Origin of the sequence: Verticiella sediminum (assembly GCF_007558815.1) — a bacterium.
GTDB classification, from domain to species: Bacteria; Pseudomonadota; Gammaproteobacteria; order Burkholderiales; family Burkholderiaceae_B; genus Verticiella; species Verticiella sediminum.
The window spans coordinates 47503-63543 of the sequence record NZ_VLTJ01000039.1 but is presented as its reverse complement, the minus strand read 5'-3'; the positions used below and the strand labels follow the sequence as shown (position 1 = coordinate 63543).

Below are 16041 nucleotides of genomic sequence, written 5' to 3'. Positions count from 1 at the left end.
GGCCGGGGCCGCGCAGGGCCCCGGCTTTGGGGCTTAGGCGGCGTTGCCGCCCTCCAGCGCCGCGCGCTTGCGCTGCGCCAGCGTACGGCCCAGCAGCACGACGAAGACTGCGCCGACCAGCTCGGCCACGATCTTCACCATGGTGGAGGGCTCGCCGAAGTTGTTCACGAAGACCACGTCGGTGACCAGCATGCCGCCCGCGATCCAGCCCAGCAGCGCCGCGCCGAAGGTGATGACCAGCGGGAAACGGTCGATCAGCTTGAGCACCAGCGTGCTGCCCCAGATGATGATGGGCACGCTCACGACCAGGCCGAAGATGACCAGGCCGAGCTGATGCTCCGCCGCCGCACCCTGAGCGGCGCCGGCGATCGCGATGACGTTGTCCAGGCTCATCACGAAGTCGGCCACGATGATGGTCTTGATCGCAGCCCAGATCGAGGTCCCGCCCTGGATGTTGCCGTGCGCGTCCTCTTCGGGGATGAGCAGCTTGACGCCGATCCAGAGCAGCAGGAGCGCGCCCACGACCTTCAGGAAGGGGATGGTCAGCAGCGTCAGCGCGAAGAAGATGAGGATGACGCGCAGGATGATGGCGCCCGCGGTACCCCAGAGGATGCCCTGCATGCGCTGTTTCTTGGGCAGGTTGCGGCAGGCCAGTGCAATGACCACCGCGTTGTCGCCGCCGAGCAGAATGTCGATCAGGATGATCTGGAACACCGCCGCCCAGCTCAGGGTTTGCAGAAATTCAAGCAAAGCTATCTCCTAGCTGTATCACTCGTATGGGAAGGGAGAGACGCCGGCGCCGCCCGAAGAAGCGGGCTTGCCGGCCGGAGCGCACGGCCATGCCGAGCGCACACCCGCGCAATGAGCGCAGGCGCGAAACCGAACGGGGGTGAGGGAGGCTCGGCGCTGCCGGAATGGCAACGCCGCGAGCGACGCGCGCCACGAGGGCGCGGTCGCATGGGGGCACAACGGCATGCGGATGTCGACATACTGGCTCCAGAAGCAAAAATGACCTGTTCCCGAAGGACACAGGTCATTGCGTATGCGCGCACCCTGCCCTTCGTGGGCAAGGTCTTGCTTGCAACTCGATGAAGTTGCCCGAGCACCGGGTTCTGCGCCTGTCGGCGCGGATTACCGTAATGACGATGCTACGGCGGAAAAGCTACTCCCCTTGACGGGCGTAAGTTTAGGGGTTGAAAGCCTGAAGTCAAGAATAACCATACGAAGGCTGTGGGATTCGCCGGTCGGGCTTCGCGCACCGCGCTTCGCTTCATGTCGAGCACTTGTGAGCACTCGGTAAGCCATTGAGGTATCTGGCGCCCCGGACACGGATCGAACGTGTGACCCCCTTCTTAGGAGGAAGGTGCTCTATCCACTGAGCTACCGGGGCAAGCCAGCGATTTTAGCGCAAGGCGGCGGCCCTGCCCATGCCGCGCGGGCCGGCAAGGTTATAGTTATCCCCTGCCATCGTCCGGTTCCTCCATGTTCAGCTATCGCCACGCCTTTCACGCCGGCAATCACGCCGACGTGCTCAAGCACAGCATCCTCGTGCAGGTGCTCCAGTACCTGCGCCAGAAGGACAAGCCCTTCTGGTACCTGGATACGCACGCGGGTGCCGGCCTGTACGATCTGCGCGGCGCCTGGGCCAACAAGACGGGCGAGTACACGAGCGGCATCGAGCGCCTGTGGCAGGCCACCAAGCCGCCGCCGCTGCTCGGCGCCTACCTCGAAGAGGTGCGCCGCCTGAACCCCGACGGCAAGCTCGCCTACTACCCGGGTTCGCCCTGGATCGCCTTCGATTTGCTCGGCGAGCGCGACCGGCTGCGCCTGTTCGAATGGCACACCAGCGAAGTGCAGGTCCTGATCGACAATGTGCGCCGCCGCGGCCGGGAACAGGAACGGCGCGCGATGATCTACGCGACCGACGGCTTTCAAGGGCTGAAGGCGCTGCTGCCGCCGCCGACGCGGCGCGGCCTCGTGCTGATCGACCCCTCGTACGAGGACAAAAAAGACTACCGGCAGGTGATGCAGACGGTCAAGGAAGGGCTGGAACGCTTTGCCACCGGCACCTACCTGATCTGGTATCCGCTGATCCAGCGGCGCGAAGCCCAGCAACTGCCCGAGAAGCTCGCCCGCCTGCCGGTCAAGAGCTGGCTCAACGCCACCCTTACCGTGGGCACACCCGAGCTGACCGGCATCGGGCTGCACGGCAGCGGTGTGTTCGTCATCAACCCGCCCTATACGCTGCGCGGCGAACTCGCCACCGCCCTGCCCTGGCTCGCCCGCGAGCTGGGCGTCGGAGCACCCGGCAAGTACACGCTGGACAGCGCGGGCTGAACTTCTTCGTCATGGCAGGCCGCCGCCGTCCACGGCATACGCCCCGCAGCGACAGGAGGCTGCGCAAATGACCGATATCGCGATCCAGCCTGCGCTCTTCGTGGCGCACGGCTCGCCCATGAACGCCATCCTCGATACGCCATACAGCCGCGCCTGGCGCGCTCTGGGCCAGCGGCTGCCGCGCCCGCGCGCGATCCTGGCGGTCTCGGCGCACTGGGAGACGGCGGGCGTGGCAGTGACGGCCATGGACAGGCCGCGCACCATCCACGACTTCGGCGGTTTTCCGCAGGCGCTGTTCGACATGCAGTATCCGGCGCCCGGCAGCCCGGCCCTGGCCGAGCGCGTCGCGGCCCTGCTCGCGCCCGAGCCCGTGCAACTGGACACGCAGGATTGGGGGCTGGACCACGGCACCTGGTCGGTGCTGGTGCACATGTTTGCGCAGGCCGACATTCCTGTCGTCCAACTGAGCCTGGACCTGCACCGCACGGGCGCCGAGCACCTGGCGCTGGCGCGTCGCCTGGGCCCGCTGCGCGACGAAGGCGTGCTGGTCATCGGCCTGGGCAACATCGTGCACAACCTGCGCACGGCGCGCCGCGGCGACGCCGCCGAACCGTATGCGTGGGCCGAGCGCTTCGACCAGGCGGTCGCCCAGGCACTGCAGGCGGGCGACGACGACGGCCTCGCGCACTGGGAGCGGCTGGACCCGCAGGCCCGCTTCGCCGTGCCCACCCCCGAGCACTATCTGCCCCTGCTCTACGCCATCGGCCTGCGCCGGCCGCACGAGCCGGTCGCCTTCCCGACCGCAGGTATCGAATGGGGCTCGCTCAGCATGCGCAGCGCGGCCTATGGGCTGACGTCCGCCTGAGCGGACGCTATCATCTTCTGCCATGCGGCCGCCGTCCGGCGGCTGCACCATGAGACGAGACGACGCCCGGGCCTTCGCACTCGCATTCGCAGGCAGGAGACAAGATGCAGGACACTCCCCAGGAGGCCGTGGCGGTCTGGACCCCCACGGCCGAACAGGTGGCCGCCGCCAACCTGAGCGCATTCACCGACTGGCTCGCGCGCGAACGCGGCCTGCGCTTTGCCGACTACGACGCGCTGTGGCGGTGGTCCACCACCGAGATCGAGGCGTTCTGGCAGGCCGCCTGGGATTATCTCGACGTGCATTCGCCCACGCCGCACGAGACGGTGCTGGCCGAGCGGGTCATGCCCGGCGCGCGCTGGTTCCCCGGCGCCCGGGTCAACTTCGTCGATCAGGTGTTCCGCCACGCCACCACGCAGCGGCCGGCCATCGTGTTTCGCGGCGAGGACGGCCGTGCGGGCGAATGGTCGTGGGCCGAGCTGCAGCGCCAGGCGGCGGCGCTCGCGGCGCGTTTGCGCGCGCTCGGGGTGACGCCCGGCGATCGGGTCGTGGCCTACCTGCCCAATCTGCCCGAGACCATCGTGGCCTTGCTCGGCTGCGCTTCGGTGGGCGCAGTCTGGTCGGTGTGCTCGCCCGACATGGGCTCGGCCAGCGTGCTCGACCGCTTTCGCCAGATCGAGCCCAGCGTGCTCATTGCCTGCAACGGCTATCGCTATGGCGGCAAGGATCACGACCGCGGCGCCAGCGTGGCCGAGCTGCGCGCCGGCCTGCCCACGCTGCGCCACGTCATCGCCCTGAACCAGCTCGCCGGCGCCGCGCCGCTGCCGGATGCCCTGCCCTGGCAGGACGCCGTAGCCGGCGATGCGCCGCTCCAAGCCGAGTGGCTGGCGTTCGACCATCCGCTGTGGATTGTCTATTCATCCGGCACCACCGGCATGCCCAAGCCCATCGTGCACGGGCATGGCGGCATCCTGCTCGTGATGTCCATGATGGGCATGATGCACAACGACATCCAGCCGCGGGACCGCTTCCACTGGTACTCCAGCACGGGCTGGATCATGTGGAACGCGCAGGTGGGCGGCCTGCTCGCCGGCGCCACGGTGTGCCTCTACGACGGCAGCCCGGCCTACCCGGACTGGGGAGCGCTCTGGCGTTTCGCCGGCGAGACGGGCGTGACCTTCTTCGGCGCGGGCGCCGCCTTCTTCGCAAGCTGCGAAAAGGCCGGCGTCGAACCGCGTCAGATCGCCGACCTCTCGCGCCTGCGCGCGGTCGGCTCGACCGGCTCGCCACTCGCGCCCGAATCCTACCGCTGGATCCGCGAGCATGTGGGCGCGCACCTCTGGATCGATGCGATCTCCGGCGGCACCGACTTCGCCGGCGCGTTTCTGGCCGGCAACGTCACGCAGCCGGTTTACGAGGGCGAAATGCAGTGCCGCTGCCTGGGCGCCGCGGTGTACGCCTACGACGACGCGGGCCACCCCGTGCACGACGAAGTCGGCGAACTGGTCTGCGTGCAGCCGATCCCGTCGATGCCGCTCTATCTCTGGAACGACGACGACGGCAGCCGCTACCGCGAGAGCTACTTCGAGATGTACCCGGGCGTGTGGCGCCACGGCGACTGGCTGCGCGTGACGCCGCGAGGCGGCGCCATCATCTACGGACGTTCGGACACCACCATCAACCGCCAGGGCATCCGCATGGGCACGAGCGAAATCTATCGCGCCGTGGAGACCCTGCCCGAGGTGCTCGACAGCCTGGTGGTCGACCTGGAGTACCTGGGACGGGCGTCGTACATGCCGCTCTTCGTGGTGCTGCGCGAAGGTTACACGCTGGATGCGGCGCTCGATGCCCGCATCCGCAAGGCCATCCGCGACGCGCTGTCGGGCCGCTACGTGCCGAACGAGATTTTCGCCGTCGCGCAGATCCCGCGCACCCTGTCGGGCAAGAAGCTGGAGCTGCCGATCCGCAAGCTGCTGCTCGGCCAGCCGCTGCGCAAGGTCGCCAACCCGGACTCGCTGGCCAACCCCGCCAGCCTGGACTGGTTCGTGGCCTTTGCGCAACGACTGAACGGGGCGGCCGACCGCATGGCGCCGCCGCCCACGTCAGCCGGCGCCTGAACTCCCCATGGCCTTTCGACGGCGGTGCGCTCAGCCCGCCCCGCCCTGGCGCCGCACGATCTCGTCCTCGACCTCGCGCAAGCGATCCTTGCCGAAGTAGATCTCGTCATCGACGAAGAAAGTGGGCGAACCGAACGTGCCCTGCTCCACCGCGGCCTGCGTGTTGGCCAGCAGTTCGGCCTTGACCTCGGCATCCTGCGCCCCGGCGAGCAAGGCCTCGGCGTCCAGGCCGGCTTCTTTCAGCACGCCGGCGATCACCTCGGGCTGGGCCATGTCCAGGCCACGCTCCCACATGGCCGCGTAGACCGCCTCCACATAGGGCGCGAACACGCCCTGGCGCTGCGCGGCAACGGCGCCGCGCATGATGGTGAGGGTGTTCACGGGAAAGTGCGGGTTGTGCCGGAAGCGCTCGAGCCCGTGGCGACGCACGAAGCGCTCGCGCTCCAGCCTTTCGTAGGCGAGCTTGGCCGGAATGTCGGCATAGGCCTCGGCCGGCGAGCGGTTGTTGGTCATCTTGAACACGCCGCCCAGCAGCACGGGCACATAGGCGAAGCGCACGCCGGTACGCGCCTCGATGGCGGGGATCACCTTGTGCGAGAGGTAGGCGTTGGGGCTGCCGAAGTCGAATAGAAAGCGCACTTGGGGTTGGGTCACGATGTCTCCTTGGTCTGTGCATGAAGCGCCGCGGCGCTCGACGGCCTCGGCGTGGCATGGCCGCGAGGGGCCCGGATGCGGGGAAAGCGGCTCACCAGGACTCCAGCCAGGGCCGCAGATCGAGCTCGTGCGTCCAGGCGTTGCGCGGCTGCCGGTGCAGCATCCAGTAGGCCTCGGCGATGCTGTCCGGATCGACGATACCGTCACGTTCCTTCAGCGCATAGCGCTCGGGGAAGTTGCTGCGAATGAACTCGGTGTCGATGGCGCCGTCGACGATCGGGTGGGCGACGTGGATGCCCTGCGGGCCGAGTTCCCGCGCCATGCTCTGAGCCAGCGCGCGCAAGGCGTGCTTGGCGCCCGCGAAAGCGGCAAAGCCGTCGCGCCCGCGCAGGCTCGCCGTGGCGCCGGTGAAGATGATGGTGCCGCGCCCGCGCGGCAGCATGGCCTTAGCCACCTCGCGCCCCATGAGAAAGCCGCCGAAGCAGGCCATCTCCCAGACCTTGTAGTAGACGCGCGCCGTGGTGTCCGTGATGCCGAAGCGCACATTGGCGCCGATGTTGAACACCGCCACTTCGATGGGTGCGATCTCGCGCTCGATGCGCTCGACCAGGCCCACCATCTCCTCTTCCTTGCGCGCATCGCTGCCGAAGCCGTGCGCCTCGCCGCCGTCGGCGCGGATGGCCTCGAGCAGCGGCGCAAGCTTGTCGGCGTGTCGCCGCGTGACGCAGGCGATATAGCCTTCGCGGGCGAAGCGGCGCGCGATCGCGCCGCCCGTCGCATCGCCGGCGCCGATCACGAGTATGGCTTTTCTGTCGGTCATGCGGGGTCTCCTTGCGTGCAAGGCGCACGCGCTGGGCTCACTGCACTCGCTCGGCGGCGAGCTGCTTGAGCTGGTTCTTCAGTATCTTGCCCGAGGGCGCGGCCGGCAGGCACGGCACGAAACGGATCTCGCTGGGCACTTTGTAGGGCGACAGATGCTCGCGCAAGTAGCGGCGCAGGGCCGCCTCGGACGGCGGCTCGCCCGCCATGGCCTCGACGAAGGCCACCACCTCTTCGTTGCCCTCCACCGCACGGCCGACCACGGCCGACTGCACCACCTGGGGGTGCGCATTGAGCACCTGCTCGACCTCGACCGGATACACGTTGAAGCCCGAGCGGATGATCAGCTCCTTGGTGCGTCCAACGATGTGCAGCGCGCCGTCGGCGCCGCGATGCGCGAGATCGCCGGTGTTCAGCCACCCCTGCTCGTCGACGACCGCGCGGGTGAGCGCCTCGTCGCGGTAATAGCCCAGCATGCGGTTCGGCCCGCGCACCCACAGCTCGCCCACCTCGCCGTCGGCCACCGGCGCACCGTCGCGCCCGAGCAGCCGGGTTTCGACGCCCGGGATGGCATGGCCCACCGAACGGTCCGCGCGCGGCGCGTCCATGCGCGTCTGCGCGATGGTCGGCGCCATCTCGGTCATGCCATAGCCGTTGTGCAGCACGATGCCGAACGCACGCTCGGCATCGGCCTTGAGCGCCGGCGTGAGCGGCGCGCCCGCCGTTCCCATGTAGCGCAGCGCGGGCGCCGCCAGGCGCTGGCCGGTGTCGCGCGACCAGGCGAGCAGGCGCGCATACATCGCGGGCACGCCGAAAAAACCCGTCACCTCGCCGGCGGCCAGCGCCTGCGCCATGGCCTGCGGCTCGAAACGCGCCACCAGATGCAGGCTGGCGCCGCTCGCCATGGTGCCGAGGAACTGGTTGGACAGACCCACCACGTGCGCCATCGGCAGCGCGCCGTACAGGCGGTCGTCCGGCCGGAAACCGCGCAGGCGCCGGGTGGTGTCCGCCGCGAACAGAATGCTCGCATGCGAGAGCATCACGCCCTTGGGCGCACCGGAAGTGCCCGAGGTGTAGATGAGCGCCGCCACCTGGCGGGCGGGGTCCGGGCTCACGGGCTCGGGCTGGACGGCCGGTGCGAGCGGGCCGAGCTGCGTGCCCGCCAGCTCGGGCCAGGGCTGGGCGCCGTGGCGCTCGGCGTGTGCCAGCGCATCCCTCGAGGCCAGGCCGGTGTAGAGCACGCGCCGGGCCCCGGCGTGCGCGATGAAGTTGTCCACCTCGCGCGCCGACAAGCGCGCGTTGACCATGCACGACCAGGCCCGCAGCCGGCTCGCCGCCAGCACTGCCACGCAGGCCGCCACGCAGTTCTCGCCGACGACGAGCAACCGGTCTCCCGGACGCACGCCGGCGTCGGCCAACGCCCGGGCGACGTCGGCCGACGCATGCTCCAGCCCGGCATAGTCCAGCGCCCCATGGGCATCGCTCAAGGCCGGCGCCGACGGCGTGGCGGCGGCCCAGTCGCTGACGATATCGTGTATATGCACAGGCGAGCGCGAAAGTGGCTGCGTCATTTTTCCTCCTCCAGCAGGGACACCGATCTTACGGCATCGCGCAGGCATGTATACCGCTGTCCGGGCCCGGCAAGCAAGCCGGAACCGCTACGAGGAATCGGGCCCTCAGTCCGCGCCGAACCGCGAGCGGATCGCCCGCGCCGTGGCGAGCAGGCGCGCACGAACGACGGACAGCAGATGTGCCGGCGGCAGCAGCAGCATCGCCGGGCCGGCCACGTTGAGCGAAATCAACGGCCTGGCGACTTCCTTCACGTCGAACTGGCGCAGCGTCGTGCCGCCGAGCGCCGGTGTGATCAGGCCCAGGCGATAGCGCCGCACCTCCCCTCCCCGTACATCCCAGCGCCGCCATCCCGCCCGATGCGGGAACGGCGCGCCGCACGCACGATATCCGAACCGGAATGTAGCGTGAAACGCCGGCCGGCCGCGCCCGAGGCGCCGCCGTGCGGGCTGGGTCTCAGGCGGCCTCGGCCAGGGGCAGGCCGATCGCCGCGTCGATCTCGCGGCGCGCTTGCGCCAGGCCGGCCGCGCGGGCTTCGTCGCCCATGGCCAGGCCGTCGGCGCGCACGAAGCGCACGTCGGTGATGCCCATGAAACCGAAGACCAGACGAAGGTAATCGCGTTCGCGCGGAATCAGTTGGCCGGCCGCCGCCTCGTCGGGGTACTTGCCGCCGCGGGTCGACGCAACGATCAGCGTCTTGCCGCCGGCCAGCCCGACCGGGCCTTCGGCGGTGTAGCGGAACGTGCGGCCGGGCTGCGCCAGCCGGTCGATCCAGGCCTTGAGCTGGGTCGGGATGTCGAAGTTGTACTGAGGTGCGCCGACCACCAGGACGTCAGCCGCGAGGAACTGGCTCACCAAGCGCTCGGACAGCTCGTTCTGGCGTGCCTGCTCGGGCGTGGCGCCTTCGGTCTGGCCCGTCTTGACGCCCAGCGCATCGGTCGAGAAATGCTCGACGGGATCGGCGGCGAGGTCCAGGTAGTCCACGGCGGCGCCAGAGTTGGCCTGGCGCAGGGCGGCCACGATTTCCGCGGTCAGGACGCGGCTGGCCGAGTTGTCGCCGAGGATGCTCGAATCGATGTGCAGAATCTTCATGATGGTGTCCTTTGTGCTTTTCGGAAGCGGTGGATGCTGCGCTGCGTGAACCCTGCGGGAGCGGGCGCGGCGCCGCCAGGAAAACCGGGCCGCTGCACCTGTGGACCTGGCTCAGCCAGGCTCACGGGCCCACAGCCACGACATCCGTATCGTAGAACGCGAGACAATCGGCGATAAGTGGGCTAAAAACAGACACATTGTCCGAATACGGAAAACAATCATGCGCCATCTCGAGGACCTGGTCATCTTTGCGGAAGTCGCCGAGCGCGGCAGCTTCACCGCTGCCGCCCGCGCGCTGAGCCTGCCCAAGTCCCGCGTTTCCCATCGCGTGGCAGCGCTCGAAGCCGACGTGGGCGTGCAGTTAATGCAGCGCAGCACACGTCGGCTGTCGCTCACACCGGCGGGCGAAGCCTTCCTGAGGCACTGCGTGGCGCTGCGCGACGCCGCGCGGGCGGCCGATGAATGGCGCATGCAGGCCGGCGCCGAGCCGCGCGGCATCGTCCGCCTGAGCTGTCCGGTGACGCTGGCGCAGGGCGGCGTGGGCCAGTTGCTACCGCGCTTTCTGGCGCGCTACCCCGAGGTCGACGTCCACATGCGCGTGATGAACCGGCCGGTCGACCCCATCGAGGAAGGCGTGGACATCGTGCTGCGCGTGCGCGACGAGATCGAAGCCAGCACCAGCCTGGCGGCCCGCCGCTTCGGCCTGACGCGCGCCTTGCTGCTGGGCTCGCCCGAGCTGCTGCGCCGGCATCCCAGCGTGCGCACGCCCGAGGATCTGGCCTCCCTGCCCACAGTGGCCATGTCGCTCGACGCCGGCGCCGCGGGCCTGCGCCTGGGCCGCGCCGACGGCACGAGCTTTCGCTTCGTGCACACGCCGCGCTACGTGGCGGATGATCTTTCCACCCTGCGTTTCGCCATCCTCGCCGGCGTGGGCATCGGCATGCTGCCCGATTACCTGTGCCGCGAAGAACGCCGGCTGGGCACTCTCGTCGAGGTGCTGCCCGAGTGGCAACTACCGCCCGGCATCGCCCACGCCATGTACCCGCCGCGGCGGGCGCACAACCCGGCCGTGCGCGCGCTGCTGGACTTCCTGGAAGCCAATCTGATCGGGGAGGAACCTCTCGCGGCCGATGCCGCCGAGCACGGCTGACGAGCGCGCCGCTACTGCTGGGGCACCCTGCCCGGGCCACGATGCGCTTGCACAACGCGATGTCATCGGCCTGGAAGCGGCGCATGGCCTCGGGCCCAGCCTGCCTGGTTTCGGCGCCCAGGCGGGCATGGAAGCCAGGTGGCGCTGGGCTGCGAGGCGCCGCGCCCTTCAGCCCTTGCGACGCGGATAGCCCTGCGCGGTGATGCGCGCCCAGACGGCGGCTTTCTCGTCTTCGGTCATGAAGACCCAGTTGGCCACTTCGTAGGCAGTGCGGCCGCAGCCGCGGCAGACGTCGTCGAACAGCGTGGAGCACACGGCCACGCAAGGCGAATCGGTGTTGGTGAAGACCGCCTTGGCTGCGACCCTGGGCGGGGGAAGGGTGTCGCTCATGCAGCGAGCATAGCACCCGGCCCCGCCCCCCCGCCGAGGGTCAAGGTGTGCTAGAGCAACCCGTCGCGCTCACGCCGGTATCGCGCAGGCGCTGGTATTCCTTGCGCGCGGCGTCGAGCTGCGCAAGGAATACCGGATCGGCGTTCAAGCGCGCGACCGCCGCTGCGCCCACCACGCGCCCGGCGTCCACGTCGCTCTGCCAGTGTACGCCGCAGATCGCACGGCTCTGGCCGAACTGGTAGCCGCGCTGCGCCAGCGCATCCCGGCGTTCGGGCGCCACTTCGGTAAGGACCAGGCCCCAGGCCCAGCCCAGGGCGGAGTGGCCGGACGGATAGGAGCCGTCCTTGGCCAGATGCGGTTCATCGTCGGGCGTGCAGCTCGGCGCCTTGAAGTGCACGAACGGACGGGTGCGCTGGTAGTGTTCCTTGGCGTTGTAGGTCGCACCGCCGGCATCGGCCAGCGTGCGCCGCATGAGCATCAGGATGTTCGGGGTGCGCTGGGCATCGATGGGCACACCGAGCGCGCAGGTGAACGAATTCGCCGCTTGCGGAAAGCGGAGCTGGGCGTCGGAGACGGCCTGCGCACCGCGCGGCGTGGGGCGCTCCTGGCCGAGCGCCTGGTAGGCCGCCACGTCGGCCGCGAAGGCCGGCGTCCCTTCGGCGGGCGGCGGCGGCAGCAAGGCGAGGCTGTCCACGTGATCCGCGCGCGTGAGATATCCGTTGAGAATGCCCTTGCGGACTTCGCCCACCGCGGCGGGATCGGTGGGCGCCACGACCCCTTGTGCGCAGCCGGCCAGCACACCGACGCTGGCCAGGGCGCACAGCATACTGGCCCAGGGCCGACCCGTGTGCGGCGCACCCAGGCGCCATGATGATATCGACATGCTAACTCCCCCTTGCTGGGCTGTTGTTGTCCGTGCAGCTTACGCCGCCCGGTCCGGCCCAGCCATAGGGGGAGTCCCAGGGTCAGGCAGCGCGCAGAGGAAACACGCGCGCGCGCCGTGGCCTGGCGAGCAGGGCGTCGCCTTCCTTCAGATCCAGGCGATGGAACTCGCCTTCCGGGATCTCCGCTTCGATCGGCTCGTTGCTGCCATCGCGCATGAGTTCGAGATAGGCGCTGGGCCCGGCGAGCCAGGCATGGTTCAGGCGCACCGCCAGGCCCTCGCCGCCCTGGCGGTAGGGTTCGATGTCGAGTTCGTGCGGGCGCACATAGGCCACCGCGGGCTGGTCGGCATCCGCGAGCTCGGGCGCCGGCACCACGATGCCGTCGGCATGCAGCACCCCGGCCGATACCGTGCCCTTGAACTGGTTGACCCCGCCCAGAAAGCCATACACGAAGGGGGATGCAGGGCGCTCCCAGACCTCGCGCGGCGTGCCGACCTGTTCGATGTGGCCGGCGTTCATCAGCACCACGCGATCGGCCACCTCGAGCGCCTCTTCCTGGTCGTGCGTCACGAACACGCTGGCCACGTTCAGCTCGTCGTGCAGGCGCCGCAGCCAGCGGCGCAACTCCTTGCGCACCTTGGCGTCGAGCGCGCCGAAGGGTTCGTCCAGCAGCAGCACGCGCGGCTCGACCGCCAGCGCGCGCGCCAGTGCGATGCGCTGGCGCTGGCCGCCCGAAAGCTGCGCGGGATAGCGGTCGGCCAGCCAGTCGAGCTGCACCAGCTTCAGCAGTTCGGTGACTTTCTTCTTGATCGCATCTTCGGAGGGCCGCTGGCTGCGCGGCTTGACGCGCAGGCCGAACGCCACGTTCTCGAAGATAGTCATGTGGCGGAACAGCGCATAGTGCTGGAACACGAACCCCACCTGGCGCTCGCGCACGTGCACGTCGGTGGCGTCCTCGCCCGCGAACCAGACCCGGCCGCTGTCGGGCGTTTCCAGCCCGGCGATGATGCGCAGCAGTGTGGTCTTGCCGCAGCCCGACGGCCCGAGCAGCGCCACCAGCTCGCCCGTCTCGATGTGCAGGGAGATGTTGTCCAGCGCGCGGAACGAACCGAACTGCTTGGAAAGACCGGAGACTTCGATACTCATGATGTGATCCTTGGAAGGCGCCCGCACGCAGCGGACGCCGGCAGACTTCAGGCGGCGGGCAGCGGCGCTGTCGCCCGCACGCCGGCGCCCTGGCCGGGCGGATCGGCGGCGCGCACGCTGCGCGCATGCCGCCATTCGACCCACGACTTCAGCGCCAGCGTCAGGAGCGCCAGCAGCGCCAGCAGCGAAGCCACCGCGAAGGAAGCCGCAAACATGTATTCATTGTAGAGAATCTCGACGTGCAGGGTCATGGTGTTGGTCAGGCCGCGCACCTGCCCGGACACCACGGAGACGGCCCCGAACTCGCCCATCGCTCTGGCGTTGGCGAGGATCGCCCCATACAGCAGTCCCCACTTGATGTTCGGCAGCGTCACGCGGCGAAACAATTGCCAGCCGCTGGCCCCCAGCGTGAGCGCGGCCAGCTCCTCGTCCGCGCCCTGCGCCTGCATGAGCGGGATCAGCTCGCGCGCGATGAACGGAAAGGTCACGAACAAGGTGGCGATCACCACGCCGGGCACGGCATACACGATGCGCCATTCGTGCTCCTGCAGCCAGGGCCCGAACCAGCCCTGCGCGCCAAACAACAGGATGAAGACCAGCCCGGCCACCACCGGCGAGACCGAGAACGGCAGGTCGATGAGCGTGATCAGGAACTGCTTGCCACGAAAGGCGAAGCGCGTGATGGCCCAGGCCGCGGCCACGCCGGCGATGAGATTCAGCGGAAGGCTGATCGCCGCGACCAGCAGCGTGAGACGGATCGCCGCCAGCGCATCGGGCTCGACGATGGCCTCGACGTACACCTCCCAGCCCCGCTTGAACGCTTCGATGAAGACAGTGAGCAGCGGCAGCACCAGAAAGAACGCCAGAAACACGCAGCACACGCCAAGCAGCGTGCGGCGCACCCAGGCCGGCTCGCGCAGCGCGGGGGATTCCTGCTGCGTGGCGCTCATAGCCCGACCTCCCGCGGATGCACACCATGACGACGGGCAGCCGAGCCGCCCGCGACGCGAAGCGCTGCGCTCATGCCAGCCTCCCCTGCCCACGGCGCGCCTGCCACCACTGCAGCGCGTTGATCAATAGCAGCAGCGCGAAGGCGAACACCAGCATCACGGTGGCGATCGCCGCCGCGCCGGCATAGTCGAACTGCTCGAGCTTGGCGATGATGAGCAGCGGCGTGATCTCGGAGACCATCGGCCGGTTGCCGGCGATGAAGACCACCGAACCGTACTCGCCGATCGAGCGCGCGAACGCCAGGGCGAAGCCGGTCAGCAGCGCGGGCGCGACGGCGGGAAACACGACGCGCCTGAAGGTTTGCCAGCGCCCGGCGCCAAGGCTGGCCGCGGCCTCCTCGACTTCGCGCTCCACGTCCTCCAGCACCGGCTGGACCGTGCGCACCACGAACGGCAGGCTGATGAAGATCAGCGCGACGACGATGCCCAGCGGCGTATAGGCGACTTTCCAGCCGAACCACTGCTGCAGCGGGCCGCCGAGCCATCCGTTGTCGGCATACAGCGCGGTCAACGCAATGCCCGCCACCGCCGTGGGCAGGGCGAACGGCAGGTCGACCAGGGCATCGACGATCTTCTTGCCCGGAAACCGGTAGCGCACCAGGCACCAGGCGACGACGAAGCCGAACACGACGTTGACCAGCGCAGCGAACAACGATGCGCCGAAGGTCACGCGATAGGACGCGACGACCCGCGGATCGGTAACGACCGACCAGAACTGCGCCCAGCCCAGCTCGGCGCTCTTGATCGGCAAGGTCGCGAGCGGGATGAGCACGAGCAGGCTGAGATAAAGCAGCGTGTAGCCCATCGACAGCCCGAAGCCGGGCAGCACGCCGAAACGGCGGCGCCCGGAAGGGGCACGCGCCGCTGCCTGCGCCGGAACGGCGAGGTTGACGCTCACTGGACTACCCTCCCATCCACGAGCCGCGCTGCGCGCCGGCCGACATGCTGCTCATCGTGCACCCGCCGTGTAGACCTGGTCGAAGGTACCGCCGTCCGCGAAGTGGGTCTTTTGCGCATCGCGCCAGCCGCCGAAGGCTTCGTCGATGGTGACCAGCTCCACCTTGGGGAACTGATCGGCGTACTTGGCCGCGACCGTCGCGTCGCGCGGACGGTAGTAGTTGCGCGCGATGATCTCCTGCGCCTCGGGGGTGTAGAGGTACTCCAGATAGGCCTGGGCCGCCTCGCCCGTGCCCTTGCGCTCGACCACCTTGTCGACCAGCGCGACCGGCGGCTCGGCCAGGATGCTGAGGGACGGCACGACGATCTCGAAGCGGTCCGGGCCGAGTTCCTTGATCGCGAGGAAGGCCTCGTTCTCCCAGGCCAGCAGCACGTCGCCCTGGCCGCGCTCGACGAAGGTCGTGGTCGAGCCGCGCGCGCCGGTGTCGAGCACCGCCACGTTCTTGAGCAGCCTGCCGACGAAGTCGCGCGTCTTCTGCTCGTCGCCGCCGCTGCGCCGGAATTCGTAGGCCCAGGCGGCCAGATAGTTCCAGCGCGCGCCGCCCGAGGTCTTGGGGTTGGGCGTGATGACCGACACATCGTCGCGCACGAGATCGTCCCAATCATGGATGCTCTTGGGATTGTCCTTGCGCACCAGGAACACGATGGTCGAGGTGTAGGGCGAGCTGTTGTCCGGCAGCCGGGTCTGCCAGTTCTCCGGCAGCAGGCCGCGATCGGCGATGGCGTCGATGTCGTAGGCCAGCGCGAGCGTGACCACATCGGCATCCAGCCCGTCGATGACCGAGCGCGCCTGCCGGCCCGAACCGCCATGCGACTGGCGGATGGTCAACTTCTGGCCGGTCTTCTCCTGGTACTGCTTGATGAAGGCCTCATCGATCTCCCGGTAGAGTTCGCGGGTCGGATCATACGAGACGTTGAGCAGCGTCTGGGCATGGGCGGCGGGTGCGGCGGGTGCGGCGGCCAGCATACCCAGGCCCAGGGCACTGGCGAGGGCGGCGGCACGCAGGATGCGGGACAGGGGCTTCACCGAAAACTCCTTGAAAGAACGGTG

16 protein-coding genes and 1 tRNA gene are annotated in these 16041 nt (G+C 69.0%); 4 read left to right on the top strand and 13 right to left on the bottom strand.

The genetic code is table 11. The features are described from left to right. Window positions 1-33: 33 nt before the first annotated feature. Both FOZ76_RS19755 and FOZ76_RS19750 read right to left on the bottom strand, forming a co-directional pair. Window positions 34-750, bottom strand: a complete 717-nt coding sequence (locus FOZ76_RS19755) for a TerC family protein (protein ID WP_143950000.1) — start codon at window positions 748-750, stop codon at window positions 34-36. Window positions 751-1314: 564 nt separating this feature from the next. After that, window positions 1315-1390: transfer RNA gene (locus tag FOZ76_RS19750), tRNA-Arg, on the bottom strand. A gap of 92 nt (window positions 1391-1482) precedes the next feature. On the opposite strand from FOZ76_RS19750, the gene FOZ76_RS19745 reads away from it, so the two are divergent. The 3 genes from FOZ76_RS19745 to FOZ76_RS19735 all read left to right on the top strand — a co-directional run bounded on the left by FOZ76_RS19745 (window position 1483) and on the right by FOZ76_RS19735 (window position 5319). Further along, window positions 1483-2337, top strand: coding sequence for a 23S rRNA (adenine(2030)-N(6))-methyltransferase RlmJ (locus FOZ76_RS19745; protein ID WP_143949999.1), 855 nt, complete (start codon window positions 1483-1485; stop codon window positions 2335-2337). Between the two features lie 67 nt (window positions 2338-2404). Continuing rightward, complete coding sequence (gene ygiD, locus FOZ76_RS19740; protein ID WP_143949998.1) at window positions 2405-3202, top strand: 4,5-DOPA-extradiol-dioxygenase; 798 nt, start codon at window positions 2405-2407, stop codon at window positions 3200-3202. Window positions 3203-3306: 104 nt separating this feature from the next. After that, window positions 3307-5319 carry an acetoacetate--CoA ligase gene (locus FOZ76_RS19735; RefSeq protein ID WP_143949997.1) on the top strand — a complete coding sequence of 671 codons (2013 nt, stop codon included), beginning with the start codon at window positions 3307-3309 and terminating at the stop codon, window positions 5317-5319. A gap of 30 nt (window positions 5320-5349) precedes the next feature. On the opposite strand, the gene FOZ76_RS19730 is transcribed toward FOZ76_RS19735, so the two are convergent. The 5 genes from FOZ76_RS19730 to FOZ76_RS19710 form a co-directional block, all read right to left on the bottom strand. Then, window positions 5350-5973, bottom strand: coding sequence for a 2-hydroxychromene-2-carboxylate isomerase (locus tag FOZ76_RS19730; protein ID WP_143949996.1), 624 nt, complete (start codon window positions 5971-5973; stop codon window positions 5350-5352). Window positions 5974-6064: 91 nt separating this feature from the next. Continuing rightward, window positions 6065-6793 (bottom strand): SDR family oxidoreductase, encoded by a 729-nt coding sequence (locus FOZ76_RS19725; protein WP_143949995.1) that lies wholly within the window; start codon window positions 6791-6793, stop codon window positions 6065-6067. A gap of 37 nt (window positions 6794-6830) precedes the next feature. Continuing rightward, complete coding sequence (locus FOZ76_RS19720; RefSeq protein WP_143949994.1) at window positions 6831-8363, bottom strand: class I adenylate-forming enzyme family protein; 1533 nt, start codon at window positions 8361-8363, stop codon at window positions 6831-6833. A gap of 105 nt (window positions 8364-8468) precedes the next feature. After that, window positions 8469-8681 (bottom strand): hypothetical protein, encoded by a 213-nt coding sequence (locus FOZ76_RS19715; RefSeq protein ID WP_143949993.1) that lies wholly within the window; start codon window positions 8679-8681, stop codon window positions 8469-8471. A gap of 136 nt (window positions 8682-8817) precedes the next feature. Continuing rightward, window positions 8818-9453, bottom strand: coding sequence for an FMN-dependent NADH-azoreductase (locus FOZ76_RS19710; RefSeq protein ID WP_143949992.1), 636 nt, complete (start codon window positions 9451-9453; stop codon window positions 8818-8820). Window positions 9454-9673: 220 nt separating this feature from the next. Between FOZ76_RS19710 and FOZ76_RS19705 the strand changes: the two genes are divergently transcribed. Continuing rightward, entirely contained in the window at window positions 9674-10603 is a 930-nt protein-coding gene (locus FOZ76_RS19705; protein ID WP_143949991.1) for a LysR family transcriptional regulator, read from the top strand. A 168-nt stretch (window positions 10604-10771) separates the two neighbouring features. Here the strand turns inward: FOZ76_RS19705 and FOZ76_RS19700 are convergent, their stop codons facing one another. The 6 genes from FOZ76_RS19700 to FOZ76_RS19675 form a co-directional block, all read right to left on the bottom strand. After that, on the bottom strand, window positions 10772-10993 hold the full coding sequence (locus tag FOZ76_RS19700; protein ID WP_143949990.1) for a DUF1289 domain-containing protein: 222 nt from the start codon (window positions 10991-10993) through the stop codon (window positions 10772-10774). A gap of 40 nt (window positions 10994-11033) precedes the next feature. Continuing rightward, window positions 11034-11876 (bottom strand): acid phosphatase, encoded by an 843-nt coding sequence (locus FOZ76_RS19695; protein ID WP_246129655.1) that lies wholly within the window; start codon window positions 11874-11876, stop codon window positions 11034-11036. Window positions 11877-11958: 82 nt separating this feature from the next. After that, window positions 11959-13023, bottom strand: a complete 1065-nt coding sequence (locus tag FOZ76_RS19690) for a sulfate/molybdate ABC transporter ATP-binding protein (protein WP_143949989.1) — start codon at window positions 13021-13023, stop codon at window positions 11959-11961. A gap of 47 nt (window positions 13024-13070) precedes the next feature. Further along, the gene (gene cysW, locus FOZ76_RS19685; protein WP_143949988.1) at window positions 13071-13973 is read right to left on the bottom strand and encodes a sulfate ABC transporter permease subunit CysW; all 903 of its coding nucleotides are present in this window, start codon (window positions 13971-13973) and stop codon (window positions 13071-13073) included. Window positions 13974-14043: 70 nt separating this feature from the next. Further along, entirely contained in the window at window positions 14044-14931 is an 888-nt protein-coding gene (gene cysT / locus FOZ76_RS19680; RefSeq protein WP_143949987.1) for a sulfate ABC transporter permease subunit CysT, read from the bottom strand. A 51-nt stretch (window positions 14932-14982) separates the two neighbouring features. Then, window positions 14983-15957 (bottom strand): sulfate ABC transporter substrate-binding protein, encoded by a 975-nt coding sequence (locus tag FOZ76_RS19675; protein WP_143950666.1) that lies wholly within the window; start codon window positions 15955-15957, stop codon window positions 14983-14985. Window positions 15958-16041 lie beyond the last annotated feature (84 nt).